27 protein-coding genes are annotated in these 24,972 nt (G+C 55.7%); 16 read left to right on the top strand and 11 right to left on the bottom strand.

Annotation, left to right across the window (positions count from 1 at the left end; all coding sequences use genetic code 11):
- Nucleotides 1-3: 3 nt before the first annotated feature.
- Nucleotides 4-861, bottom strand: coding sequence for a branched-chain amino acid aminotransferase (locus TRICHSKD4_RS21400; protein ID WP_009469054.1), 858 nt, complete (start codon nucleotides 859-861; stop codon nucleotides 4-6).
- Between the two features lie 371 nt (nucleotides 862-1,232).
- Between TRICHSKD4_RS21400 and TRICHSKD4_RS21395 the strand changes: the two genes are divergently transcribed.
- Nucleotides 1,233-1,895, top strand: coding sequence for a haloacid dehalogenase type II (locus tag TRICHSKD4_RS21395; protein WP_009469053.1), 663 nt, complete (start codon nucleotides 1,233-1,235; stop codon nucleotides 1,893-1,895).
- Nucleotides 1,896-2,187: 292 nt separating this feature from the next.
- On the opposite strand, the gene TRICHSKD4_RS21390 is transcribed toward TRICHSKD4_RS21395, so the two are convergent.
- On the bottom strand, nucleotides 2,188-2,601 hold the full coding sequence (locus tag TRICHSKD4_RS21390; RefSeq protein WP_009469052.1) for a cupin domain-containing protein: 414 nt from the start codon (nucleotides 2,599-2,601) through the stop codon (nucleotides 2,188-2,190).
- A gap of 175 nt (nucleotides 2,602-2,776) precedes the next feature.
- Between TRICHSKD4_RS21390 and TRICHSKD4_RS21385 the strand changes: the two genes are divergently transcribed.
- On the top strand, nucleotides 2,777-3,139 hold the full coding sequence (locus TRICHSKD4_RS21385) for an EthD domain-containing protein (protein WP_009469051.1): 363 nt from the start codon (nucleotides 2,777-2,779) through the stop codon (nucleotides 3,137-3,139).
- 33 nt (nucleotides 3,140-3,172) lie between these two features.
- Here TRICHSKD4_RS21385 and TRICHSKD4_RS21380 read toward each other — a convergent pair whose 3' ends face one another.
- Both TRICHSKD4_RS21380 and TRICHSKD4_RS21375 read right to left on the bottom strand, forming a co-directional pair.
- Entirely contained in the window at nucleotides 3,173-3,634 is a 462-nt protein-coding gene (locus TRICHSKD4_RS21380; RefSeq protein ID WP_009469050.1) for a hypothetical protein, read from the bottom strand.
- A 70-nt stretch (nucleotides 3,635-3,704) separates the two neighbouring features.
- On the bottom strand, nucleotides 3,705-4,475 hold the full coding sequence (locus TRICHSKD4_RS21375) for an outer membrane protein (RefSeq protein ID WP_009469049.1): 771 nt from the start codon (nucleotides 4,473-4,475) through the stop codon (nucleotides 3,705-3,707).
- Between the two features lie 176 nt (nucleotides 4,476-4,651).
- Between TRICHSKD4_RS21375 and TRICHSKD4_RS21370 the strand changes: the two genes are divergently transcribed.
- Genes TRICHSKD4_RS21370 through TRICHSKD4_RS21360 form a run of 3 tightly spaced genes read left to right on the top strand, consistent with a single transcriptional unit; the run spans nucleotide 4,652 to nucleotide 6,108 of the window.
- Nucleotides 4,652-5,245, top strand: a complete 594-nt coding sequence (locus tag TRICHSKD4_RS21370; protein ID WP_009469048.1) for a DUF2975 domain-containing protein — start codon at nucleotides 4,652-4,654, stop codon at nucleotides 5,243-5,245.
- A 21-nt stretch (nucleotides 5,246-5,266) separates the two neighbouring features.
- On the top strand, nucleotides 5,267-5,848 hold the full coding sequence (locus tag TRICHSKD4_RS21365; RefSeq protein ID WP_009469047.1) for a DUF2975 domain-containing protein: 582 nt from the start codon (nucleotides 5,267-5,269) through the stop codon (nucleotides 5,846-5,848).
- A 38-nt stretch (nucleotides 5,849-5,886) separates the two neighbouring features.
- Nucleotides 5,887-6,108, top strand: a complete 222-nt coding sequence (locus tag TRICHSKD4_RS21360) for a helix-turn-helix transcriptional regulator (RefSeq protein WP_009469046.1) — start codon at nucleotides 5,887-5,889, stop codon at nucleotides 6,106-6,108.
- A gap of 288 nt (nucleotides 6,109-6,396) precedes the next feature.
- Here TRICHSKD4_RS21360 and scpA read toward each other — a convergent pair whose 3' ends face one another.
- On the bottom strand, nucleotides 6,397-8,565 hold the full coding sequence (gene scpA / locus TRICHSKD4_RS21355; RefSeq protein WP_009469045.1) for a methylmalonyl-CoA mutase: 2,169 nt from the start codon (nucleotides 8,563-8,565) through the stop codon (nucleotides 6,397-6,399).
- Nucleotides 8,562-10,586 (bottom strand): methylmalonyl-CoA mutase family protein, encoded by a 2,025-nt coding sequence (locus tag TRICHSKD4_RS21350; RefSeq protein WP_040617460.1) that lies wholly within the window; start codon nucleotides 10,584-10,586, stop codon nucleotides 8,562-8,564. The genes scpA and TRICHSKD4_RS21350 overlap by 4 nt, the downstream gene beginning before the upstream one ends.
- Nucleotides 10,587-11,203: 617 nt before the next feature.
- Here TRICHSKD4_RS21350 and TRICHSKD4_RS31795 point away from each other — a divergent pair.
- A complete protein-coding gene (locus tag TRICHSKD4_RS31795; RefSeq protein ID WP_009469041.1) occupies nucleotides 11,204-11,905 on the top strand; it encodes a helix-turn-helix domain-containing protein in 702 nt (233 codons plus the stop codon).
- A 136-nt stretch (nucleotides 11,906-12,041) separates the two neighbouring features.
- Here the strand turns inward: TRICHSKD4_RS31795 and TRICHSKD4_RS21335 are convergent, their stop codons facing one another.
- Both TRICHSKD4_RS21335 and TRICHSKD4_RS21330 read right to left on the bottom strand, forming a co-directional pair.
- Nucleotides 12,042-12,449, bottom strand: a complete 408-nt coding sequence (locus tag TRICHSKD4_RS21335; RefSeq protein ID WP_009469039.1) for a DUF4332 domain-containing protein — start codon at nucleotides 12,447-12,449, stop codon at nucleotides 12,042-12,044.
- An 82-nt stretch (nucleotides 12,450-12,531) separates the two neighbouring features.
- Nucleotides 12,532-12,927 carry a DUF2267 domain-containing protein gene (locus TRICHSKD4_RS21330; protein WP_009469038.1) on the bottom strand — a complete coding sequence of 132 codons (396 nt, stop codon included), beginning with the start codon at nucleotides 12,925-12,927 and terminating at the stop codon, nucleotides 12,532-12,534.
- A 158-nt stretch (nucleotides 12,928-13,085) separates the two neighbouring features.
- Here TRICHSKD4_RS21330 and TRICHSKD4_RS21325 point away from each other — a divergent pair, with 158 nt between their 5' ends.
- From TRICHSKD4_RS21325 to meaB, 6 genes are all read left to right on the top strand, one after another.
- Nucleotides 13,086-14,645, top strand: a complete 1,560-nt coding sequence (locus TRICHSKD4_RS21325) for a helicase HerA-like domain-containing protein (RefSeq protein ID WP_009469037.1) — start codon at nucleotides 13,086-13,088, stop codon at nucleotides 14,643-14,645.
- 48 nt (nucleotides 14,646-14,693) lie between these two features.
- Complete coding sequence (locus TRICHSKD4_RS21320; protein ID WP_009469036.1) at nucleotides 14,694-15,632, top strand: cation transporter; 939 nt, start codon at nucleotides 14,694-14,696, stop codon at nucleotides 15,630-15,632.
- Between the two features lie 108 nt (nucleotides 15,633-15,740).
- On the top strand, nucleotides 15,741-17,129 hold the full coding sequence (locus tag TRICHSKD4_RS21315; protein ID WP_009469035.1) for a dipeptidase: 1,389 nt from the start codon (nucleotides 15,741-15,743) through the stop codon (nucleotides 17,127-17,129).
- Between the two features lie 77 nt (nucleotides 17,130-17,206).
- Nucleotides 17,207-17,788, top strand: coding sequence for a TIGR00730 family Rossman fold protein (locus TRICHSKD4_RS21310; protein WP_040617317.1), 582 nt, complete (start codon nucleotides 17,207-17,209; stop codon nucleotides 17,786-17,788).
- A 144-nt stretch (nucleotides 17,789-17,932) separates the two neighbouring features.
- Nucleotides 17,933-18,520 (top strand): DUF1131 family protein, encoded by a 588-nt coding sequence (locus tag TRICHSKD4_RS21305; protein WP_040617316.1) that lies wholly within the window; start codon nucleotides 17,933-17,935, stop codon nucleotides 18,518-18,520.
- 124 nt (nucleotides 18,521-18,644) lie between these two features.
- Nucleotides 18,645-19,646 (top strand): methylmalonyl Co-A mutase-associated GTPase MeaB, encoded by a 1,002-nt coding sequence (meaB, locus tag TRICHSKD4_RS21300; RefSeq protein WP_009469032.1) that lies wholly within the window; start codon nucleotides 18,645-18,647, stop codon nucleotides 19,644-19,646.
- Nucleotides 19,647-19,776: 130 nt separating this feature from the next.
- Here meaB and TRICHSKD4_RS21295 read toward each other — a convergent pair whose 3' ends face one another.
- Together TRICHSKD4_RS21295 and TRICHSKD4_RS21290 are read right to left on the bottom strand one after the other, a co-directional pair.
- Nucleotides 19,777-20,256: a collagen-like protein gene (locus tag TRICHSKD4_RS21295; RefSeq protein WP_009469031.1), complete on the bottom strand. Its 480-nt coding sequence runs from the start codon at nucleotides 20,254-20,256 to the stop codon at nucleotides 19,777-19,779.
- Between the two features lie 89 nt (nucleotides 20,257-20,345).
- Nucleotides 20,346-20,681: a hypothetical protein gene (locus TRICHSKD4_RS21290; RefSeq protein ID WP_009469030.1), complete on the bottom strand. Its 336-nt coding sequence runs from the start codon at nucleotides 20,679-20,681 to the stop codon at nucleotides 20,346-20,348.
- A gap of 212 nt (nucleotides 20,682-20,893) precedes the next feature.
- Here TRICHSKD4_RS21290 and TRICHSKD4_RS21285 point away from each other — a divergent pair, with 212 nt between their 5' ends.
- The 4 genes from TRICHSKD4_RS21285 (at nucleotide 20,894) to TRICHSKD4_RS21265 (ending at nucleotide 24,613) form a co-directional block, all read left to right on the top strand.
- Complete coding sequence (locus TRICHSKD4_RS21285; RefSeq protein WP_040617314.1) at nucleotides 20,894-21,574, top strand: hypothetical protein; 681 nt, start codon at nucleotides 20,894-20,896, stop codon at nucleotides 21,572-21,574.
- Between the two features lie 359 nt (nucleotides 21,575-21,933).
- Complete coding sequence (locus TRICHSKD4_RS21275) at nucleotides 21,934-22,536, top strand: peptidase C15, pyroglutamyl peptidase I (protein WP_009469025.1); 603 nt, start codon at nucleotides 21,934-21,936, stop codon at nucleotides 22,534-22,536.
- Between the two features lie 100 nt (nucleotides 22,537-22,636).
- Nucleotides 22,637-23,071: a YHS domain-containing (seleno)protein gene (locus tag TRICHSKD4_RS21270; RefSeq protein WP_009469024.1), complete on the top strand. Its 435-nt coding sequence runs from the start codon at nucleotides 22,637-22,639 to the stop codon at nucleotides 23,069-23,071.
- Nucleotides 23,072-23,224: 153 nt separating this feature from the next.
- Entirely contained in the window at nucleotides 23,225-24,613 is a 1,389-nt protein-coding gene (locus TRICHSKD4_RS21265) for a TIGR03808 family TAT-translocated repetitive protein (protein WP_009469022.1), read from the top strand.
- A 12-nt stretch (nucleotides 24,614-24,625) separates the two neighbouring features.
- On the opposite strand, the gene TRICHSKD4_RS21260 is transcribed toward TRICHSKD4_RS21265, so the two are convergent.
- The gene (locus tag TRICHSKD4_RS21260) at nucleotides 24,626-24,928 is read right to left on the bottom strand and encodes a hypothetical protein (protein ID WP_009469021.1); all 303 of its coding nucleotides are present in this window, start codon (nucleotides 24,926-24,928) and stop codon (nucleotides 24,626-24,628) included.
- Nucleotides 24,929-24,972 lie beyond the last annotated feature (44 nt).

Here is a 24,972-nt window from a genome sequence, read left to right as displayed (position 1 = left end):
CCATCAGGCGTGGGCAAATTCCCAATAAAGCTCCCGCGCCTTGGCCGCAATCGGGCCGGGCTGGATGTCCCGCGTTTCGATGCGGTTCACAGGTGAAACCTTGTTGTAGTTGCCGGTTGAGAAAATCTCGTCAGCCTCTAAAAACTCCGGATAGCCGATTGTGCGCTCATGGACCTTGTACCCGGCGGTGCGCAGCAGGTGGATCACGCGCTGGCGTGTCAGGCCATTCAGGAACGTTCCGTTGGGGGCTGGCGTGTGAACCTCACCATCCTTTGCCATGAAAAGGTTGGCCGATGTCAGCTCGGCTACATTGCCAAGCATGTCCAGCACAACAGCATTATCAAACCCGCGGCTTTTGGCTTCCACCATCGCGCGCGCGTTGTTCGGATAAAGGCAACCGGCTTTGGCATTGACCGGCATGGTTTCCATGGTTGGACGGCGGAATGGAGACAAAGTCACCGACGCTGCAGCTTCCTTCGGCGCCATCGGGGCATCGAAAAGACAAAGGCAGAAGCGTGTACTTTCCGGATCAGCGGCGATTACGCCCGGTCCGTCCGCTTCCGCCCAATACATCGGCTTGATATAGATTTGCTTGTCTGGGCTGAATTTATTCACGCCGTCTTTCGTCAGCTCCATCATCTTGCCGACTTCGAAGGTCGCTTTCATGCCCAACGCATCGGCAGAATCATTGACGCGCTGACAGTGCAAATCGAGGTCTGGCATAACGCCCTCGAAATACCGGGCACCGTCAAACACGCTGGAGCCGAGCCACGCTGCATGGGTTCGCGGCCCCATGATCGGCGGGTTGCCCGAATACCATTCGCCTTCATACCAGGTCCAGGTCTCGCTCCAGGTGCTCATGATGTGTTTCTTCCCTAAAATCGGCAGCTCCATGGGCCAACCACGCGCTGCGTACCTTGATTATTGCCTTGAAAAAACGACACAGAGCCAGCAAGGTCAACACTTTCGCGGCCACTCCGCAATTTTGAGATAGATTATCCCACGCAATCCGCAGAACCGGAATTTTTCTCATCAATCAAACCTTTCCAAAAACAGAATTTCCCGACCGAAAACCAGCCCGATCTATCGATGTTCGCGCGATTGTCCACTTGCCCCACTCATCCACGGCACTATGCCGCAGTGCACACTTACGCGGTTTCTACGGCTTGACGTTTCTTTCGGTAGCGGGGCATGTATGCGCCACACATTCATTATCGGGCTTGGAGCTTGTCATGTCGCATGCGGCTTATGTTTTTGATGCATATGGGACTTTGTTTGATGTCCACGCAGCTGTTCGCAAGCATGCGGCGAAGCTGGGGCCAGATGCGCAGCGGCTGTCGTCCCTATGGCGTGAGAAGCAATTGGAGTATTCCTGGGTGCGGGCCCTCATGGGCCAATACAAAGACTTCTGGCAGCTAACGGAAGATGCGCTCGACACGGCCTTTGCTCTTGTACCAACCGCCGACAAGTCCATGCGCGCTGATCTTTTAAGTGCTTACATGACGCTGGATTGCTATCCGGAAGTCCCGGAAGTGCTGACGGAACTCAAGGCAACCGGCGCGAAACTTGCGATCCTGTCAAACGGATCTCCGGAAATGCTGGACGCCGCCGTGAAAGCGGCTGGCCTGTCTGACCTTCTGGATGACGTCTTTTCCGTCGATAGCCTGAAAACCTTCAAGACCGACCCGAAGGTCTATGAGGAAGTGACGTTCTCTTATCGCATCTACGCCGATGCCGTGTCCTTCCAGTCATCAAACCGCTGGGATATTGCCGGTGCCACCAAATTCGGTTTCCGAACTGTCTGGATGAACCGTACCGGCATGCCCGATGAGTATGCGGATCTTTCCCCAGCAGCCACCTTGAGCGACCTCACAGGCCTGCCTGCACTGGGTTAGGACCTCGCAGCGCCACTTGCGCCGCCCCGGACTTGCTCCGGGGCCTCTTTCAGTATGGCTGTTCACCGCGACAGACCCCGGCTCGCGCTACGCTTGGCCAGGAAGACGGGCAGAAATGCAATCAGTCACCGATGCGCCCCCTCGCCCGCTGGGAGAGGGTTGGGGTGAGGTGCTGGGATGGCCACCGCCTCCCTGAGAGATCGCCTCCCCTCACCGGCCGCTGCGCGCCGACCTCTGCCCATGGGAGAGGTGAACGAAGCGTGCTCACTGTCAAAGAAATCGCAGGAGGCTTCTACTCCGCAGCGGTTTGAAACGGTTTTCCTTTTTCAATGACATGCGTTGTGTAGACAACCACGGGGGCCGATCCGGTGTTGGTCATGCCGCCATGCACCTGCCCTTCGGGGAAATACACCGTCATGCCTTGTTTGAAATTCACCGCCTTGCCATTGGGTGCGGTCATTTCACCGCCATCAACCACGACCAGATGCTCATCCCCGAAATGGGTGTGAAGCGGTATGCGCGCGCCCGGTGCAATCTCCAGACGAGACACCACCACCTCCATCGATGGATCGCGTGTGAGATCGGCGCGGTTGAGCACCGTCCGGTTAACACCTTCCTGAGCCATTGCAACAGGCGCAGAGAGCAGAACCAAGGGAGCAACCATCAGGGCAACACCAAAAATATTGGCTTTGACTGTCGAACTCATTTTGAAAACACCTCCAATGAATTGATGCATTTTCTTACCACAGACTGCCAACGTTCCGCTCTGCAATTTGTTGCCCCGCCCCTTGTAGACATCTCATGCCTTCCCCACCTGTTGCCAACGTTTGAAATCGCTAAGTCAACAATCCCTGCGGACCCTAAACCAAGGAACGTGACCCATGATTAAACTCATTATGTGCCTGACACGCCACCCGGACCTGAGCCGCGAGTCTTTTCAGGATTACTGGCAGAACAGTCATGGTCCGTTTTTCATGAAAAACATCGAGACGATGCGGGCGAAAAAATACGTTCAGTCCCTCACGGTCACGACACCGCTGAACGACGCGTTTCGCGAGTCCAGAGGCCTACAGGCAGATTATGATGGTGTCGCCGAGGTCTGGTTTGAATCGGAAGAAGACCTGATGGCCGCCATGTCCACGCCAGAAATGGCGAAACTGGGCGAAGAGCTTCTTGCCGATGAAAGCACGTTCATCGACCACTCCAAATCCTCCGCCTTTATCGTGCGTGAACGCGAGTTCTAGAGGCAATCAAGCGCGATAGCCGGCGAAAATGCTCTAGAACTGCACAGGCAGTGTTTCACCGGTTGACAGACGGCAGGTGCCGATCCCACCTGCCGAAAAGCCAAGTGACGCGTCCGACAGTGTCATTTGGCATTGCATTGACCGCGAATGGCTCATGAGGACACCGCGGGCTTTGGGGCTGTAGGTGACCCTGGAATTTTCAAATAACCCAAACTCGTCATCGCTTTTGTCGTCATCCCAGAGATAGCTGCTGCCAAAGTCTTCAGAGCGCGATTTTTCAATGACCATCTTGCCTTGAAAAATCTCGCCATTTTTCAAGGTTGCGGTCGCAACTGCGCTGTTCTTGAACAACTCTTCACGAATTTGAAATGAGACGCGTTCAGCAGCATAGCCATTAAGCGAGGTAAGTTGGCCGCTACCGGTGGTGGTTTCAGCACATCCTGCCAAAGCGGCGGCAGCAAAAATGCTGGCAACGAGTGTGTGACGTCTTGTCATTTAGAGATCCTTTTAAAATGCCCGCAACAGGAGGCTGGCCGGTGTGGGGCCGACCAGTCTTTTCCTGTCCTCAAAATGCGTAGGAGACACCGAGCATCAGACGATGATTTGCGGCCGTTCGCTCAATCCGCGTTCCACCGAACATGTCTTTTTCGTTCAAAATGCCGGTCATGGAGTAGTCGGCCCGAACACGCCAGTTTTCCGAAACAGCCACTTCCAGACCACCGCCGAACATCAGCCCGACACCCAAGGCAGAGTGGGTCTTGCCATTTGCCTTTGTGGAATGGTCCGTGGCAGCGAGACCTGCGGTCAGATACGGCATGAAGCTTTCAAACGGCAGACCAACGCGCCCGCGCAAACTGGCCGACCATTGGCTGCCAGCCTTAACTTGGCCGACACCACTAAGGTTCTTTTTGGCCTGTCCGCCCAGATATGTGGCTCCCGCTTCCACACCGAGAACAACGCGGGACACCTGCCAATTGTAACCGCCAAACAAGCCGAAGGCCGCGTCCATCTTTGATGCCGTGCTTTTGGCGCCGGGCACTTTGGATTCGGTCAATGTCTGCGATAGGCCCGCCTCAGCACCGACGTATCCGCCCTCCCAAACCGAACCGGCAGATGGCAGGTTTGGCGTGACGAAATCATCATAGACCGGCATGTCGGCAGCCTTTGCTCCGGCAACCAGCCCGCCCAACACGGCGCACATAACAAGCGGACGCACCCAAAACCGGTGTGCGCTTCCCTTGGAACCACTGCCCATGGAAACACCGGTTTTTCCAGCCCAAATTGCGCGGGAATACGGGAAGGTCGCCTGACGCGTCCTCATCTGATCAATCTGCATGGGATTTCCCAATTTATGTGACAAATACATCGTTTCACAAATAATTATCGTAAAACAATAATTTTCAAATCTTATAGTTTTATTTTTTTGTCAATGGGTTTATTTTTTTGTTGTGTTATTTCCTGCACCGCGTTAGATAGCCACCATTGCCTGACCCTTTCTTTTTGGAGACGCTTATGACCACGAGCCACAGTGCCGACGTCCTTCAAGCGCAACGAACAGCGCGGCTGACCAGGATCCGCCGGGTGTCCCGCTTCATGAAGTGGTTCGTCACGTGTGTCTTGCTCCTGCTGGTTGCGGTCGGCCTTCTCCTGTCTGCCCTGCTGGTGTTTCCCGGTCCCTTTGAAGCCATGAACGAGATGATGGATCTCGGAGAGGTGGAGCGCCGCCTCGGTGACGTCCCTCTGGTCCAACGGGCAGGCGTGTCGGCCCTTGTGGTGATTTCATTCGGCATTTTGGTGGGGATTTGCTGGCAAATCCGCCAGTTGTTCGAGTTTCTGCGTCAGGGAGATTATTTCTCACCGCGCACGCTTTTCCGCTTTGTTGGCATCGGTGGCTGGCTGATTGCCTTCGGCCTTCTGGATGTGTTGACCGACCCGCTGATGACGCTGCTCTTCACACTGGATTTGCCCGAAGGCCAACGACAACTGGACCTCACCATTGACGGCGGCGAGCTGTTCTTCATCGTGATTGGCAGCCTGATGATCGTGTTCGGCTGGACGTTGCGAGAAGCCGCTGAAATTGCGGATGAAAACCGCCAGTTTATCTAAGTTGTGAATGGACACCTTGCCATGGCCACTGACCTTTCCGCCCGTCAACACCCGCGTTTGAACCGCCTGTACGGCCTCTCCTGCGTGATGAAATGGGTGTCGACACTTTGCGCTGCGATCATGGTAGTGGTGGCGCTTGGGTTGGCGCTTGCCCTGATTGATCCAAGCCTTGATTTCCTGGCAACGGAAACCGCTGTCTATCTGGACGAACAGGAACGCCCTTATGCCGATATCCCGTTTGTGCAGCGGATGGGCATTCTCTGTTTGATGTTGGTCTATTTCGGAATTCTGATCGCCATGGCCTGGAACCTGCGCAGACTTTTCAGCCAATTTCAGGAGCTCCGCTTTTTTGAATTGGCAACCTTGAACCGCATTCTTCTGGCCGGGTCGTGCCTGATTGCCTTCGGGGTGTTTGACATCGTGGAGGATCCGATTTCCTCGATTTTGGCAACGCTGGATTATCCTGAAGGCCAACGCCAACTGATAGTTGGATTGGACGGTAGCGAGCTGTTTTTCCTCGTCTTTGGTGGCTTGATCCTTGTCTTTGGCTGGATCATGCGCGAGGCGGCAGCTATTGATGAGGAGAATCGGCAGTTTGTCTGATCGCACCATCTCACCCGCTAGGACCTTAGGGGTTCATCATGCCGATTGTCATTGAACTGGATGTCATGCTTGCCAGGCGCAAGATGCGGTCCAAGGAACTGGCCGAGCGCATTGGCATTACTGAGCAAAACGTCTCCTTGCTGAAATCCGGCAAGGTGAAGGGCGTGCGGTTCGAGACCCTTGAAAAGATCTGCGAAGTCCTGAACTGCCAACCCGGCGACATTCTTATCTACGAACCGGAAGACGGCTCCGAGAGCTGATCGTTCTTTGAAACAAGGCGCGAGTCACCCTCAATCAGCACGGTCTTGGCGTCTATAAATGGTGCCAGCCTTCTGCCGTCCCGCACTCGATGCGGGACCTGTTTCAACACTCATCGACAGTCGCAGCAGATCCCGGCGCGCGCTGCGCTTGGCCGGGACGGCGGTCGAGAGATTTGGTCGTCTTCCTCGGCCTTGAGCCGAGGATCTACCCATGTCTGATGTTCGTAAGTTGGTCGGGACAGGCCCGACCAAGACGTAGTTTGCAGTTGGCGGTGCCAACCGCTGCCCCTACTCCGCCGCCTGTTTCGGCTCGTAGCCCAGCGCTGTGTTGAGCTTGCCAATGAGATCGACAGCGGCTTCGGCGATGACGGTGCCGGGGGGGAAGATGGCTGAGGCGCCAGCGGCGAGGAGTTCGTCGTAATCTTGCGGGGGAACAACGCCGCCAACCACGATCATGATGTCTTCGCGGCCTTCGTCCGCCAGTGCCTTTTTGAGCGCAGGCACAAGCGTCAGATGCCCTGCGGCGAGCGATGACACGCCAACGACATGAACATCGTTTTCCACCGCCTGACGGGCAGCTTCATCGGGTGTCTGGAACAGAGGTCCGATATCCACGTCAAAGCCGAGATCGGCAAAGGCTGAGGCGATGACCTTCTGGCCGCGATCGTGACCGTCCTGCCCCATCTTGGCAACAAGGATGCGCGGACGGCGACCATCATTTTCCTCAAACTCTTCCACGAGGGCCTGAACCTTGTCGAGCGTTCCGCCCATGGCACCTGCCTCCCTCTTGTAAACGCCGGAAATGGATTTGATTTCGGCCCGGTGGCGATCAAAGACCTTTTCCATCGCCATGGAAATCTCACCAACGGTGGCCTTGGCGCGGGCCGCCTTGACCGAGAGGTCGAGCAGATTGCCGTCGCCATTTTGGGCGCAGTTGGTCAGGGCTTCCAGCGCAGCCTGTGTTTCCGCCTCATTGCGCTCAGCGCGCAGGCGTTCCAGCTTTTCGATCTGGCGGGCGCGGACTTCCGCGTTGTCGACTTTCAGAACGTCAATCGGTTGTTCTGAGTCCGGCTTGAACTTGTTGACGCCCACCACAGTCTGATTGCCACTGTCGATGCGGGCTTGCGTCTTGGCGGCAGCTTCCTCGATCCGGAGCTTCGGGATGCCTTTTTCGATGGCCTTGGCCATGCCGCCCAGTTCTTCCACCTCGCGAATATGTTCCATCGCCTTGGCGGCAAGGTCTGCGGTGAGCTTCTCGACATAGAACGATCCACCCCATGGGTCGATCACCTGCGTGGTGCCGCTTTCCTGCTGCAGGAACAGCTGGGTGTTGCGGGCAATACGTGCGGAGAAGTCCGTCGGCAGGGCCAACGCTTCGTCCAGCGCATTGGTGTGCAGCGACTGGGTGTGACCTTGTGTGGCCGCCATGGCCTCAACACACGTGCGGATGACGTTGTTGAAGACGTCCTGCGCGGTCAAGGACCAGCCGGAAGTCTGGGAGTGGGTGCGAAGTGATAGGGATTTCGGGTTCTGCGGATTGAAGTTTTCGCGCATCAAGGTGGACCAGATGAGGCGCGCAGCGCGCAGCTTGGCCACTTCCATGAAGAAGTTCATGCCAATCGCCCAGAAAAACGACAAACGCGGTGCGAACGCATCAATATCCATGCCCGCCGCGACACCAGCGCGGGCATATTCGATGCCGTCCGCAATAGTATAGGCGAGTTCCAGGTCTGCCGTCGCCCCAGCTTCCTGCATATGGTAGCCGGAAATGGAGATGGAATTGAAGCGCGGCATATTTTGCGACGTGTATGAGAAGATATCAGAGATGATCTTCATCGAGTGCTTCGGCGGGTAGATATAGGTGTTGCGGACCATGAACTCCTTCAAAATGTCATTTTGAATGGTTCCGGATAGGTCCTTTTGGGCAACGCCCTGCTCTTCCGCTGCCACAATGTAAAGCGCCAGAACGGGCAGAACAGCGCCGTTCATGGTCATGGAGACGCTCATCTTGTCCAGCGGAATGCCGGAGAAAAGCGTGCGCATATCATAGATGGAATCGATCGCGACACCGGCCATGCCGACATCGCCGGCAACGCGCGGATGGTCGCTGTCATAGCCTCGGTGTGTGGCAAGGTCGAAGGCGACAGACAGACCTTTCTGACCAGCTGCCAGATTGCGCCGATAAAAGGCGTTGGATTCTTCCGCCGTTGAAAAGCCAGCATACTGGCGCACTGTCCAGGGCCGCTGGACATACATTGTCGGATATGGCCCGCGCATGAAGGGAGCCAGACCCGGCCAAGTGTCGAGGTGCTTCAGATCAGCAACATCTTCAGCTTTTACGACAGGCGCGACATCAATGCCTTCCGGTGTGGTCCAGGCATTTGCGTTCGATGGCGCAGCCGCTTCGCCGAGTGCGTCCTTGAAGGGAATGGTGGAGAAGTCTGGGATCCGGCTCATGATCGGCCCTCCAGTGCAATGACATTGTCGCCCATTAGCCCAAGCCCCAACCGTGTATGCGCCTCTCTCAGCAACATGAGCAGGTTTCCACCTGCATAAAGGAATGTGTCGATGCCCGCCTCCTGAAGTGCGTCTTTCAAGTCACCCGGCTTCCCGGCGAGATAAAGGTGAGACGCCCCGGCATCCTTCAATGCCTTGGCCGCATCGACGGCTTGCTCTGCGTAAACGCGGTCCGAGGAGACCAGACAGGCCATCTTCGCGCCGCTTTCACTAAAAGCTGCGACCAACGCTTCCAGGTTTTCAACCGGCTCGCCACCTTGAGTTTCCAATCCACCGGCGGCAAAGGCATTCTTCGTCCAGGTGGCACGGGCGGTAAACTCGGACAGACTGCCCAGGCAGGCAAGGAACAGTATCGGAGCCTGCCCCGATTCCGCCTTATGCGCATTTGCTTGCGCTCTCAGGTCCTCAAACGGAACAGCATCGCGAACAGGGTGCAGCTTTTCCATTGTGCCGACGGGAGCGCTGTTGGCGTTGCCGATGGTGATCAACTCACAAATGTCTGCACCATCCAGATAGGCCGCGATTTTGGCTTTCAGGAAACGCCCATCCGAGGCAGGGAGCGGCAGTTCGCGACGGGCGTCGCTCAGTTCAACATCCTGCGCCTTGTTAGGCAGGACATGAACCGGTTTTTCAGCCAGATCCGGGAATTCGCTGACCCCGGTGATCGGGCGCACGCGGCGCGCGATTTTTTCGCCACGCGCAGCCGCAGTGTCCGCAATCCGATTTTGAACCTTGCCAGCCACGAGCGCCTTGAAGAGGCCACCTTCCTTTTCAATCTCCTGAAGCATGCTCCAGGCTGCCGCGACCAGTTCCTCGGTCCGCGCTTCAATTGCGCCAGAACCTGCAGATGGGTCAGCCACCATGTGAAGGTTGCTTTCCTCAATCAGGATGGACTGGGTGTTCCGCGACAATCTACGGGCAAACCCGTCAGGCAGACCAATGCTGCCGGTAAAGGGCAAAATGGCGACTGTGTCCGCTCCGCCAACCCCGGCCGAAAAAGCAGCCACCGTGTTGCGTAACAAGTTCACCCACGGGTCTTGCGTGGTCAGCATGCGATAGGAGGACTGCATGTGCAGGCGCATCGGGCTTTGCTCAAGACCGCTTTGCTCCAGGATCGCCGCCCAAAGTCGCCGCGCGGCTCTGGCTTTCGCAATGGTGCCAATTTGATCCGCGTCTGCTGCCAGTGTGAAGCCAATTCGGTTGTGCGGCGCTGCCTGCGCTGGCAATCCCTTGTCCAGAAGACGCAGATACTCAATTCCGGCAGCCATGACGCAGGCGAGCTCTTCGGCTTGGCTGGCACCGGCATTGTGCCAAGTGCGTCCGTCCGGCTCCAGAACCCGTGTTGCACAGCCTATTTCATCAAGCGCCACTACAGCGTCGCAAATGCGGGCGCTGACCATCTCTCTGCTGAACCAATATTCGCCGCGCTGCGCATTCCAGCCTAATGGATCCCATCCGGCATTCAGGGAGATGGTTTTCGGGTCAATACCTGTCTTTTTCAGATGCGCAGCGAACATGGCCAGCATAGGCGCCCATTCATGCCCAGCGCCAATACGGATGGTCACCAAGTCAAGAAGCACACCATCCAGAAGCTGCTCCAGATCAGAAAGCGTGTTCACGCGAATACCGTTTCCGTCAGAAACGGTTGAGCTGGCAAAAACCAACTCCATACCGCCCGCCCCGCCATTCAGGTCTTCCAAGATCTGCGCATTCGCATCCTTTGGGTCGGGCAGGTCCACCCTTTGGATCACAGTCCACGGTGTTCCAGCACTCCGGCCAGTTTGCGGAGCGGTGTCCGCGCGACGCTTATATATAGGGGCGATAGGAAACCCATCTTCCGACGCCCCGGTCAATCGGGATCGGTCAGCGCCCTTTAAAGCAGCGTCCACCGCTTTGAACCAATCCTCTTCGCCAGAGGATAAAAAGGAATCGGGTATCGTGATCAAAGGACTGTCGGTCATTCGCGTCTCCATTGCCCCATGTTTTAGTCTTGAAGACAAAACAAAGGCAACTCAGCCGTTGGGATAGTCTGCAAGTATTGGTATTTCTTCCTATCAACCAGAATTATCCACAGCGCCAGATAATTTTAGCCCTCGAATTAAGTCTATTCTGCCGTTCTGAAGACAATACAGCCAGTGAGGGAAATTCGACTTTTACTTACAATTTAAAATTGAGTTAATTGTAATTAACTATCAGAAATAACCGTTATTCTATGATTACTTATCCTTATCGATGAAATTGACAGCTTGAACCTTGCCCATCGTTACACGAGGGTCTCTTTACGATGTCCAAATTCTTAACCCGACTTTTTACGACAAATTTCTGGCGTAATAAGCAAAATTACCCGAATTTCCCTATTGGTATGAACCTCAATTGTGTTGTACGTTTTCGTCACTGCCGCATGGGAAGAAAGCACCATACTAGCAGAAGGCTTGCAGAGCCTCGACTACTCAACGGAAGTTGAGGCTGAAATCTGCAAAAACCCATCGGCGGGCCGCCGAAATAAGCGCAAAAATGCGCAGCGAGCGGGCCGGACAAAGAAAGCGATCATTGAATCGCAAGAAAATGGATGTGCACAATGCTTGACCAATCTGAACTGAAGAACAAACTGCGCGCTGTTTCCGAGGCGAATGCCGCTCACCACGTGCTGGATATCCTAGAATCCAATCTGCGGCGCATGGGTGCGACCCACGTTTTGATCACCGGCCTTCCTATGCCGAACCGCCCAATCGACAGCCTTGTTCACCGTTTTCGCTGGCCGGATCAACGCAACGATGGCATTGAAAGCACATCACTTTCTGCCAATGACAGCGCATTGATGCTTGGCCTTGCTTCCAATCGCGCCATGGTCTGGACCATTTCGGCTGGCGACATGGAGCACTCCGATCTTCTCGCTGCTGCTGGCGAAGGCAATCAGGTCGTCATCGTTCCGGTGACTGAGCTGCATCCGTTCCAGGCCTTTGTTTATGCAAGCGGCCCGTCCCTGCAGGCCAACAAGTGGGAACTGGCCGGTCTTGAAGTTCTTTCCAATGCCGCTTTTGCCCGCCTGCGGGATCTCGGCGTTGTTTCAGGTCAGCGCCCGGGCGCCCTGTCCACTCGTGAACGCAAGGTGTTGGAACTAACTGCCTATGGCAAAACTGCCGGTGAGATTGCCGATCTTCTCGACATCTCGCAGCGGACGGTTCACGCTCACCTGCAAAATGCCAGTGTGAAATTGAACGCCTCCAACAAGACACACACTGTTGTCGAGGCACTCAGGTACGGTCAAATTCGCGTTTGACTGAACCCTTTCAACTGACGTGACTTTTCAGGCACCTGCTTCCACCAGCAGGTGCCTTTTTTCTTCGCGACCTCAGGCACTTGAACAAAAATACCCGCCAAATTGGCGGGTATTTTATCATCTAAGTTGACCCTGTTCAGTAGGTCATCATTGGCGGAAGTTCTTTGGCCTGATCGACCCACTTCACGACCTGAGTTTCACTTGGAACCTGACGAACGAGCTTTTTCTCTTCGTTGACCTCGGCCATTTTCGCAGCGAGATTTTCCGGCTTGCGATGTTTCAGCTCCTTTACGGTGTCAACACCTGCAGCTTCCAACAGCTCGGAATACTCTTCCCCCACGCCCTTGATGCGCATGAGGTCAGCCATATTCGCCCATTTCAGGATGCGCTTGTCATCAATGCCAGTTTCTTCAGCCAGCGCCTTGCGCCCTTTCGGATCTTTGGCGCGCTCCAGATAGGCATCTGTGGTCTTGATGCCAGAAGCATTGAGCTTTTCAGCGTAAGTCGGACCGATTCCTTCAATCTCGATGATCGAGTATCCCATCAGCCAATGTCTCCTTCCAAATTATGGGCCAGTTACCTGTCAACTGCGGATCAGGCCCCGAACCTTTCGAACCCTGGGGCAGTTAAATAATCTGACTCAGGCCCGGAATGTTGGAAATCACATCGTCAACGACGTCATCTCCTGCTTTTTCCTTAGCATAAGAAACAAGTTCTTTTGTAACTGATTGCACTTCTCCCATGGAAAGCCCGGAAGATGTCAGTTCACCCAGGGCTGCCATGGCACCACCGCCGCCGCCCATCATGCCGCCAATTGCGCCCAACAGACCGCCGCCGCCAGCTTCAGCGCCAGCACGCTCAGCGAGCAGATCGGATGCGCCTGGAAGAGCTGCCATGACTTGCTGCATCTGGTCAGCAGGACCTTCCTTGTTCAGAAAGTCGAGGATAATTCCAACGGCCTTTTGCGCCAGCTCCGGATCAACTCCCGCAGCGTTTGCGATGCGGCTGATTAGTTCTTCCATAGGTCACTCCCACAACGGCCAACACTTGGGCCTTGTCTGAAAAATATTGCACTCCATCGCGATAAGGTAGACGAAGAGAATCGTCGACCGTGACAACGCAGGTGCAGAGTGCTTTTCTTATCAGAAATGACAATAAGATTCGGTGGGGTTTGAGATCGGTGAGCAAGAACAAGGGAATTTTCGTTGGCGCTGCTTCCAGGGACATGTTTTTGGACCTCAAGCTGGCCAATCGCCATGGCTTGATTGCGGGCGCGACCGGAACCGGCAAGACCGTTTCCCTGCAAATTCTTGCAGAAGGGTTTTCCAACGCGGGCGTTCCAGTGTTTTGTGCCGATATCAAAGGAGACTTGTCCGGTATCGCCATGGCCGGCGTTGAAAAAGACTTTCTGGAAAAACGCGCCGCTGATATCGGCTTTTCAAAGAAGTACAAATACGAAGCCTCTCCTGCCACCTTCTGGGACCTTCTGGGCGAACAGGGCCACCCGATCCGCACCACCATTTCCGAAGTCGGCCCCCTCCTCCTCGCCCGCCTTCTGGAACTCAACGACACTCAGGAAGGCGTTTTGAACATCGCCTTTGAACTGGCAGATGATGAAGGTCTGCTGCTTCTGGATTTAAAAGACCTGCGCGCCATTCTGGCCCACGTGGCCGAGCGAGCCAGTGAACTTTCCAAGCACTATGGCAATGTCTCCAAAGCCTCCATTGGTGCGATCCAGAGACGCCTTCTGGTGCTGGAGCGGCAGGGTGCGGAGAACTTTTTTGGGGAGCCTGCCCTCAATATCCGCGACTTCCTTCGCACCACCCATGATGGACGCGGGATGATCAACGTGCTGGCGGCGGACAAGCTGATGACTGCGCCGCGCCTCTACTCCGTGTTTCTGCTTTGGTTGTTGTCAGAACTGTTTGAAGAACTGCCAGAAGTTGGCGATCCGGACAAACCGAAGCTGGTCTTCTTTTTTGACGAGGCCCATCTTCTGTTCAAGGACGCGCCAAAGGCACTGGTTGAAAAGGTGGAGCAGGTTGTTCGTCTGATCCGTTCCAAAGGTGTTGGCGTTTATTTTGTGACTCAAAACCCGCTGGATATTCCGGACGCTGTTCTTGCCCAGCTCGGTAACCGGGTTCAACATGCACTACGCGCCTTTACACCGCGCGATCAACGCGCTGTTAGAACCGCAGCGGAAACCTTCCGACCCAATCCTGATCTGGATACAGAACGGGTCATCACAGAACTGGGTGTTGGCGAGGCGCTGGTCTCAACGCTGGAGGGTAAGGGCATCCCGTCAATTGTTAAGCGGACACTCATTCGCCCCCCCTCTTCACGATTGGGACCGGTGACCAAGGCAGAGCGCCGCGCGCTCATTCAGGCCAGCCCGAGTTTTGGTGTTTATGAACGGACCAAAGACCGCCATTCAGCCTATGAAATGCTTCAACAACGGGCCGAAGAAGCCCAACGCCAGGAAGAGCGACAGGCCGAGGCGGAAGAGAAGCTCTGGAAGAAGACCGGCGAGCCTCGTCGCACCCGTTCAGGCTTTCAACTGCCAGACTTTGGCCGCGATGACAGCCCGCGCCCAAGCAGCCGAAAAACCCGAACCAAACGCCGCCGCTCTCGCGATACAGCCATTGAGGTAGGGCTCAAGTCTGCCGCGCGCAGCATTGGCAACTCTCTGGGCCGGGCGTTGGTACGTGGGCTCCTTGGCTCTTTGAAACGGGGATTTTAGGCTTATATTTATCCGCCGAACCAAGCGTTTTCAAAAGCGACAAACGAAGTGACTTTTGATTTAAAAGTAGAGCAGAACGCCCTGTCCGTAGCAAAATGGGCTAACTTGGTCATGGCCTTTGCCGGAATTTTGGCGGCATGGTTATCTCGCTCGGATGCCATTTTGGTTGATGGGCTTTATTCCGGTATCAATTTTGCCTCCGCCATAGCGGCAGCAGCAATTGGTCGGCGCGTAGGTGCTCCCCCAACTCGGGTACGCCCTTGGGGACATGACTTTGACGAGGTACTATATGTCACCTTTCGAAATCTCATTCTAATTGGTGTGCTAGTCTTTGCGGCATTTATCTCCGGAAACAAGATCTACACTTTTCTCTCCGGTGGAGAGGTTCCTGAACTGGTATTCGGGCCGATAGCAATCTACGCAATTTTCGTAGCGCTAATTTGTCTTTTGCTTGCCTTCAATTTCCGCAGAGCCTACTTCAAAACTGGAAAAAAGAGCAAAATCTTAAAAACAGAGGCACGCGCCGCGTTTGTAGATGGCGCTTTGAGTATCGGTTCAGGGTTAGCGCTTTTATCACTGACCTACTTAAACGGCACTCCCCTCGAATATTATATTCCAATCGGTGATGCAGTTATTGTTTTGCTGATGCTGGTTTTCATTATCTGGCAGCCGCTGGCTGCCTTCCGGGAGACTTTATCGGATCTCGCCGCGGTCAGTGCGCCGGCAAAGACAGTCTCACCAGTCGCAAGGGCAGCACGCGACCTTGCCCGCGAGATGAACCTCAAGTTTCATCGCACTGCTGTGCTGCAGGCTGGTCGCATGCATTATGCCGCGATCTATGTTGACGCGATTGCCCCTTTGACCGGAGTCGAAGTCGATGCGTACCGCGACAAGGTGTCAGCGCAATTGGAAGACCTGATAGGGCCAACACGAGTGGAAGTCGTGCTAACCGCAAATGCCGGACCGCTACCTTCTCACCCAACGTGACCCAAAAAACAGCTAAATTCGGTTTGCGATTGGCCCCGATTTGGTGTCTCTTGAGGCCTTCTTCGGGCATGGCCTGACGCCGAATTTTCACATTTCTAAGGACCTACGATGAGCACCATCGACGCTGTTCTCGCGCGGATCGATACTGATCTGGATGCGAGCCTCGACCGCCTCTCAGAACTTTTGAAAATCAAAAGCATTTCCACTGATCCAGCCTATAAGGCTGACTGCCGCGCAGCCGCTGAATGGCTGGTGCGTGAACTCAACGAGATCGGAATTGAAGCGAGTGTGCGCGACACGGCCGGTCATCCGATGGTCGTTGGGCACAAAAATTCCGGCAAGGTCGGGCCGCATGTCCTCTTCTATGGCCATTATGATGTTCAGCCGGTCGATCCGCTGGAGCTGTGGAACAGCGACCCGTTTGAACCGCAAATCGTGACCAAGGACGACGGCACAAAGATGCTGGTCGCACGCGGCGCGTCGGACGACAAAGGCCAGTTGATGACCTTTGTGGAAGCCGCTCGCGCCTTCATGGCCGAGACAGGTGATTTGCCAATCGATGTAAGCATCCTGTTTGAAGGGGAAGAAGAATCTGGTTCTCCGTCGCTGCATCCGTTCCTGGAAGCCAACAAGCAAGAACTTTCCTGCGATCTGGCGCTGGTGTGCGACACTGGCATGTGGGATGCGGATACACCGGCAATTTCCATGTCCCTTCGCGGCATGGTCGGCGATGAGATCATCGTGCGGGGCGCTTCGCGTGACCTGCATTCGGGTGCTTATGGCGGTTCTGCCCAAAACCCGAACCACATCATTGCCGATATCATTGCAGGACTTCACGATGAAAATGGCAAGGTGGCCCTGCCGGGCTTTTATGACGGGGTTCTGGAAGTTTCTGATGAGGTGAAGGCCAATTGGGAGTCGCTTGGCTTTAAGGTCGAAGAGTTTCTTGGCGAGATTGGATTGAAGCACCCGCGCGGCGAAAAGGATCGGACGCCGCTGGAGCACCTCTGGGCACGGCCAACTGCCGAAGTCAACGGCATGTGGGGCGGATACCAAGGCGCTGGATCCAAGACCGTGATCCCGGCCGAAGCTCATGCGAAATTCACCTTCCGTCTCGTTGGTGATCAAGACCCGGACAAGGTGCAGGAAAGCTTCCGCAACTATGTCCGCTCCAAGATCCCGGCAGACTGTGCAGTGGAGTTCATTGCCAAGGAAGGAAGCCCCGCAACACGCCTCGACACCACCATTCCGGCTGTCGCCAAAGGCAAGAAAGCCTTGAAGGACGAGTGGGGCGTGGATGCGGCGCTTGTCGGTATGGGCGGCTCCATCCCGATCGTTGGCGACTTCAAGCGCATGCTCGACATGGATTCGCTGTTGATTGGCTTTGCCCTTGAAGACGATCAGATCCATTCGCCGAATGAAAAATACAATATCAAGAGCTTCCACAAGGGTATTCGCTCTTGGGCGCGTGTTCTTGATGAGCTCTCCAAAAGCTGACACTCGGGGCCGCAAGACTTGATCTTGCGGCCTTCTTCCCCAAAACAAGGGGAATTGCTTTTTAAAGGACATCGGTGATGAAATCTGTTTGCGTGTTTTGCGGATCCAGCTACGGCAGCAGCGAAAGTTATGCGGAAGCCGCCTGGGCGATGGGCAAATCCGTTGCTGACGCCGGATACACACTGGTTTACGGCGGAGCCAATGTCGGCCTGATGGGGATTGTGGCGGATGCTGCGCTGGAAGCTGGTGGTGAGGTGATCGGTGTTCTCCCCCAATCGCTTCAGGAAAAGGAGATCGCCCATGATGGTTTGAGCGAACTCCACGTTGTGTCTTCAATGCATGAACGCAAGGCCATGATGGCTGAGCGCTCCGATGCCTTCGTCTCTCTGCCGGGCGGGGCAGGCACGATGGAAGAGATTTTCGAAGTCTGGACTTGGGGCCAACTTGGTCTTCACAAAAAGCCCTGTGGGTTTCTGAACACCAATGGCTTCTACGATCTCCTGATCAAGTTCTTCGACATGCAGACCAATGAAGGCTTTATGAAACATATGATGCGCGACATGGTGCAAGTGGCCGAAACACCGGAGGCCTTGCTAGACCTGTTTCGTGCCTACGAGCCGCCTTCCACCCCCAAGTGGATCAAGAAAAGCGAGACATAAGGTGCAATCTGATACCGGTAAGGCACTGACAATTTTTATCTAATTGAAAAACCGGTTCAGAAGTTTTTCCTGCCTTTGCCTTGCCCAAATTTGGGTGCTATCTCCACGCCACTGATAATAACAACATTGTCGAGTGGAATTTCCATGCATTTGTCGCGTCTTGTCGCTGCTGTTCTTCTTGCCGCCGGAGCTGCGGCGTGTTCTCCAGCTGTTGTGGGTGAAGGACCAGCCATCAGCGCCAGAACGTCAAACGTCACGCTCGTCAAATTCACAGACGACCATGTGGGCGGCATCACTGCTGAAACGGCTTATGGCGCAAAAGCCATTGAAGCGGCCCTGCCCGGCTTCACCACCGAAGGCATCCAGTCCGCGAATGAGAACAAGACGGAATGGGCCTTGGCTGCATTCAATTCTGACGGATTTCAGGTGTTGCAGGTATTTAAGGCCAGTGATGGCAAAGTGCGCACCGTTCACGGGGTCACTCACCATCTGGAAGGCCCGAATGGCGAGCGCATCGGCATGACCTTTGCTGAAACACGCCAAAGCCGTCGTGCTTGCCGGGTTGGCAAGAACCTCTGGCGCGGAATGGCCATCTGCAAGGCCAAGGGGCACCCGAGCGTAGAGCTGATTTACTCCATTCCCGGTTATCAAGGGCCATTTGATCGTCTGGCACCCGATAGCGAATTGAAGGGTGCCATGTTGCAGCGGATTGTCTGGACGCCCCAATCCTGACTTGACCTGATCGGGCTCGACCTGCCCGCGCCGCAATTGCATCATCCCAATGTCTGATATTTGAAGCAGACTTTGTGGGCAAAAGACCCGTGACGTCCGCAGCCGTGTCGGGTAAGCCTTGGGCATGTCAAACTCGATTCCCTCCCGGCTCGACAAAGATGCGCTGGCCGAAGGCTTGCGAAACGGCAACCGGGCTGCACTGGCGCGAGCGATCACCCTTGTGGAATCGCGCAAGGCAGAGCATCGGCAGATTGCCCGTGTCCTCATTCAAGACCTATTGCCGCTCACCGGCAAAGCGCACCGCGTCGGCATTACCGGCGTTCCGGGGGTTGGCAAATCCACAACCATCGACACTTTAGGATCAAACCTGACCGCGAGTGGTCACAAGGTCGCCGTTCTGGCTGTTGATCCTTCATCCACCCGTACTGGCGGTTCCATCTTGGGCGACAAGACCCGCATGGCGCAGCTGGCGGTGGACAAAAACGCCTTCATCCGCCCCTCCCCGTCCGCCGGAACCTTGGGAGGCGTGGCCGCAAAAACCCGCGAGTCCATGCTTTTGTGCGAAGCTGCCGGGTTTGATGTCATTTTGGTGGAGACGGTCGGAATCGGCCAGTCGGAAACAACGGTCGCCGACATGGTCGACTTTTTCCTCGTTCTGATGCTGCCGGGCGCAGGCGATGAACTGCAGGGCATCAAGAAGGGCGTTTTGGAAATTGCCGACATGATTGCCGTCAACAAGGCCGATGGGGATGGCGCCATGCGCGCGCGCTCTGCGGCCTCTGACTACCGCGCAGCCCTGCATATTCTCGCGCCCAAGTCACCGACATGGTCCCCGCCGGTCATCACCGTCTCCGGCCTTGCCAATCAGGATCTCGACAAGCTGTGGGAGCAAGTAGAGCTGCACCGCGCCAAGATGACAGCAACGGGCGAGTGGCAAACGAGGCGCGCGGACCAGCAAGTGGCCTGGATGTGGGACATGCTGCAGCAGCGCATGATGGATGCCCTGCAAAACGACCCGCGCACATCCGATCGCCTCAAAACCTTGGAGACCTCCGTCCGCTCTGGTGACACGGCTGTTTCGTTTGCCGTTGACGAACTGGCGGGACTGATTGGGCTTGATACCTAAAAGCCGCAGGACAAGCCTTTCTAGCTGCGAGCGAGGAGTGGAGAATTTTTTGTTAGAATCAACATCCCACTTCACCGACCACCTTCTGAAAAGGCGATGAGCCACGCTGCCGCGCGGCTCATCGCTTGGTTTAATTTGTCAGGTCTTTTTTGGTATTGATGACCTTGTTGGCCAACGCAAACTCGGCGAATGTCGCACGGTCCATGATCAGAACCTGAGCAAAGTCATCGTGGCTCGTGTCTGTCGGCGCCTTGCCGACGGCACCCAACGCCCCCTTGTTGCCGTGGTGCCCACGGCGACCAGCAGGGCCACGCGCACCGCCTTCGCCGCGCTGCCCGGCGGCAACATTGGCCACCACTTTGATCCAGTTTGGCTCAATCTCTTGCGACACGCTGTCCGCAATCAGATAAGCCGTGACACGACCGCTGTCGCCGGCATCACCGCCCTGACCACCGTTCCCGCCGGTACCGCCACCGCTTTCGCTGTGCAGACGAGACTTGTTGCCACCATTTCCGCCAGCACCGCCCGGTTGACCACGACCACCATCGCCACCAACGGCATTGAAGCGGATCAAGGCTCCTGGCTGTGCCCCGACGAGATAGACTGTCACTTGCGCACCATTCTCGCCGTTGCTGCCACGAACGCCGTGCTGGCCATTCCCGCCGGGTGTGGACGTGTGATTGATGACCTTGAAGCCCTCTACACGACTGCGAGGTCACGCACCTCAGATGCATCCAGACCGATAAGTGTGATGGTCGGGGTCGCTCCGTTTCCTGACCCCTGGATGTATTCGATCTTACCACCATCGGAATGGATGCGGTTGGCGGTGATATTGGTACCTGCGGCAACGCGAAGGATGCCATCGTTGCCGATGACCAGATCATCGAAGGTGTGGGCACCGCCCTCAAGGGTCATCACCTGTCCCTGCTTGACGATCAGGTCATCAGCGTTGTCCAGCGCCTTGTCACCCAAGCCCGATGCTGGGCTAACCAGTGCGGACGCAAGCAGCAGCGCTGCAATACCAATCTTGTTCATATCAGTGTCTCCCGTGGAGTTTTTCAGACGAGGCAGCGAACCCGAACATTCGCCGCCCGCCAAAAATGCCCCGCAAGACCCGACCTGCCGAGCACCCATCAGAGGGGGACAGGCAAGGGGTGCCCGACAGGTACCCCCAATGAAACCGGCACTTTATTTCGCCTTATTACGTGCCTACTTTTTCAATCAACGACTTTTGGAGGAGAGTTCGTATGAAAAAGCCGGAAGACAGACCGGCAATCTACGATGTAAAGCGTACTGGACAGCAAGATGTCCAATGGGAGATTGACAAAGCGCGTCGTTACTTTGCGAAAGCCGAGGTAACAGAGGCACTAAAGCTTCAAGCGCAAAAGACACTCGAGTGGATGCGGGACAACAAGCAATCCTATGAAGCAAGTGGCAGCTTAAAACAATCCGAGCCATGGTGGCCTGCACCGCCCCAAACCGGTAGCAAGGTGCTACAGCTTTGCCGTCAGCGTGTCCTGCAGGATCGCGCCTATGAGCACGGTATGCTGCACTATCTGCGCGGACTAGAGCACGACGGAATCATCGACAAGCTGAATGATCGCGTCATCGACATGGTCGTTTCTGCCATGACACCGGTCGTTCTCGGCCAACTGGTGATCCGCCGCCATTCGCCTCACCTGTCCGATAGCTCCACACTTGCCGAACTCAGCCAACTGTTCGGAAATGGCAAAGGCACAAAGCCAACCAAAATCCGCGACAAGTATCTGGGCGACCTAGCTGCTCTGGGTCTGGCGAACGGACGCGAGAAACAGGGCTATGCCATCTCGGTGGGGCCCGTTGCAGATATATTCTACACCGATGTGCTGACCGAGATCGTCGATTACATGGACGTCCGGTATGTTGCCAACAAACAAATGGCTGCCTGATCTTGATCAAGCATCACGATCAGTAAAAGCCGAAAGGACAAGTAAATGAAACACGCGCTTATAGCCCTGATCCTTGCATTGGGCCTGTGCTTTGCAAATGCTGGATTGGTTCAGGCGGGGCCTGGGCAGGTTATTCTGGTTTCAAGTCAGTCCAAATAACCAACACGCAGTTGCCAACAGCGCCACTTTGGCCGAACCATGGATCGGTACCTGCGACGGATGCCGGTCAACCGATACACCTGCGCTTTGGTTGAAGGCAGAGGAAAACCCTGCACTATCCTGGCCGAAAAAGCAGCTCTGTAACCGGCTGAACTTCTTATTGATTTCAGTTCCGGAAAAGATCTGATAATCACCTTCCCATGACCACAAAAACACTCCTCGCGACAGGCTTTTCCGGTTTTCCCGGCATGCCGGTCAATCCGACAGAGCGCTTGATGGGCCGGTTGCCGAAGCGGTTGCCGGCGCACATTCATGGTGTTCGGTTTTGCTATGCCGTTCTGCCGCCGGAGTGGCGGGCGCGAGAGGAGAGAACGCAGCACATCATCAAAAAGGTGGACCCGGTCGCCGTGGTGCATTTTGGGGTGGACGGGTCGCAGCGATCCATCAACATTGAGACCTTGGCTCGCAATTGGGCGTCGACCACCCGTGCAGACGCGGCCGGTGACGTCGCCCCTCATCGCCTGCTTGCCAAAGCGGGAACGCCCAACCGGCGTGCAACGCTGCCTGTTCGATCTCTTCAAAAGTCGGCGCGACGCAGTGGTGTGGATGTTCGGCTTTCCAACAATGCCGGGGATTATCTCTGCAATGCCACACTATGGGACACGCTTGGCACTGGACGGCAGGCTGTATTTGTTCATGTGCCTTCCCTGCCTCGGGGTCGTTATGAGAATAGACCCTCCTACCACTCTGTCGAGACTGCAGCGGTGTATCTGCTGAGCGATTTGGCGCTAAAGCTCAGCTGATCCCTTCCATGTGGCATCGTCCGGCTCACGCGAATGTTGTTTGAATGTCAGCAGATCCCCCGCCATCTTTTTGGCTAGGAAGTTCTGCTGGAGAAACCTAATGAACATGCGTCGCGGAGTGTTTGGTTTAGCTGTCGTCTTCATGGCGTTTGCCGGAGTCCTCGCGCCTGCGGTCCCCTCCTTTGCCAAGGACCCGCTGAGTCTGACCGGTTATGATCCTGTATCTTACTTTTCCGGTAGCAGACCGCAAAAGGGCAGCTCACAATTTACGGCGCAGCATCGGGGGCACACTTACCAGTTTGCCAACAAGCGGAACTTGGATGCCTTTAAGGCCAATCCGGCTCGTTATGCGCCGCAGTTTGACGGCTACTGTGCTTATGGCGTTTCCCGTGGCTACAAGGTCGGGGTTGATCCGCTGGCCTATAAGGTCGTGGATGGCAAGCTTTACGTGAACTACTCCAAATCTGTCCAGCGCACCTGGAGCCGCGATATTCCCGGTTACATCTCCAAGGCCACAAGAACTGGCAAGGGCTGAAGTGATCCCCTTTCTTTGACGACTTGCCAGATGCAAAAGCCGGCCCCCACCGGCTTTTGCCTTTTTCGCCCCTCTTCTTCTGCCGCAACGTGCATTCGGCACGGTCCTTGCTCCGTTTGACCCAAGTTAAACGAATGATCCCGAATTGGGACAATGCAGGGCAGAACCGTGGCGTATCGATACACATCTCTTCTCAGTCGTCGTGCCTTTTTGGCGGGAACGGCTCTGTCCTTGAGTGCTGCGAAGGCAAATGCGCTCGTGCAAATAGCCGAAATGCGCGGGTCCATCGAAGCCCCCGAGCTGGGGCTTTTACCCAATACCGGAACTGACCAGACCCAGCAGTTTCAAAATGCCGTCAACCGGGCCGTGGAAAATGGCCGTGCGTTGTTTCTGCCCGCAGGCATCTATCCCGTTGCCAACCTGCGCTTTCCAAGTGGCACCTTGATTGTCGGCATTCCAGGACGCACGCGGCTTGTTTATCAGGGTGGAGGCGGGTTGCTGGCCCGCGCTGAAGGGGTCAGCAATGTCGGCCTGTCCGGCATCACCTTTGACGGTGCAAACCGGAGCATTGGAGAGTTCACCGAAGGGCTGCTGCACTTTATCGGCGTTCGCAATCTGTCGCTTGAAAACTGTGAGATTGTCGGCTCAACGCGCACCGGTTTGTTGGTAGATCGGTGCTCCGGGCGCATTCAGGATTGCCGTATCACGGGTGCTGCAGAAGCTGGCATTCGCTCAAATGAGGCCACAGGGCTTTCCATCACCGGCAACACGGTTGCGGACTGCGCCAATGGCGGCATTTGGGTGCATCGCTGGAAGGAAGGCGAAGACCGGACCATTGTTGCCCATAATCGGGTGGAACGCATTGGCGCCAAATATGGCGGCACGGGCCAGTTCGGCAACGGCATCAATGTGTTTCGCGCCCATGGTGTTTCCATCACCAACAATATGGTGTCTGATTGCGCGTTTTCCGCCATCCGCTCCAACACCGGATCCAATGTCCAGATATCTGGCAACACCTGCCTTCGCTCCGGCGAAGTAGCGATCTATTCGGAGTTCGGGTTTCAGGGCGCGCTGATTTCCAACAATGTGATCGACGGCGGCACGACCGGCGTTTCCATTGCCAACTTTCAAAGTGGCGGACGGTTGGCCGTGTGTTCAGGCAACCTCATCCGAAACCTGACCGACAAAGGCCCCTATCCGGCTGAAGTTGCCGGGTTTGGAATTGGAATTGCCGCAGAAGCTGAAACGACGGTTACCGGCAATGTGATTGAAGGGGCTCCGCGCTTTGGGCTACTGCTGGGTTGGGGGCCCTACATGCGCAATGTGGTGGCCTCCCAAAACATCTTGCGCAATTGCGGTACCGGCATCGCCGTGACAGTCGTTGAGGGGGCGAAAAGCGCCATTATTTCCAACAATGTCATTCAAGGCAGCGAAATAGGTGCCATCAACGGCTACCGCTGGCTGGACAAGGCAACCGGTGAATTGAACAACGTCACCGACTTTTCTCACCTGAGCGTGACCGGGAACCAGATATCGGGGTAACCATTCCCTCGCTCAGCTGACGATCTGGTTCTGCTGCAGGTCTTCGGCTTGACCGACGAGATTGCGCAGCATTGCTTCGGCCTTGGCGCGGATATCTGCCAGTGACGGATCGCTTTCAGCGATTGTTTCCGGCACGAGACACTCCAGCGTATCCACCAGCGAATAGCGCATGTCGATGGCTGTCAATTGAGGGGCTTCAGAGGCTTGAAGCTCCATTTGCAAATTGCGCACGATAAAGGTCAGGAACACCTGCTCCACCATGCGGGTGCGGTCAATCAGATCTTGTAAATGCCCTGCCAGTTCTTCGTTGGTCACTTGTCCCGGCTCCACTCATAAAAGAATGGATCAAGGCAAACATG

Origin of the sequence: Roseibium sp. TrichSKD4, assembly GCF_000148725.1 — a bacterium.
Classification (GTDB): domain Bacteria; phylum Pseudomonadota; class Alphaproteobacteria; order Rhizobiales; family Stappiaceae; genus Roseibium.
This window is presented reverse-complemented; position numbering and strand designations above follow the sequence as displayed.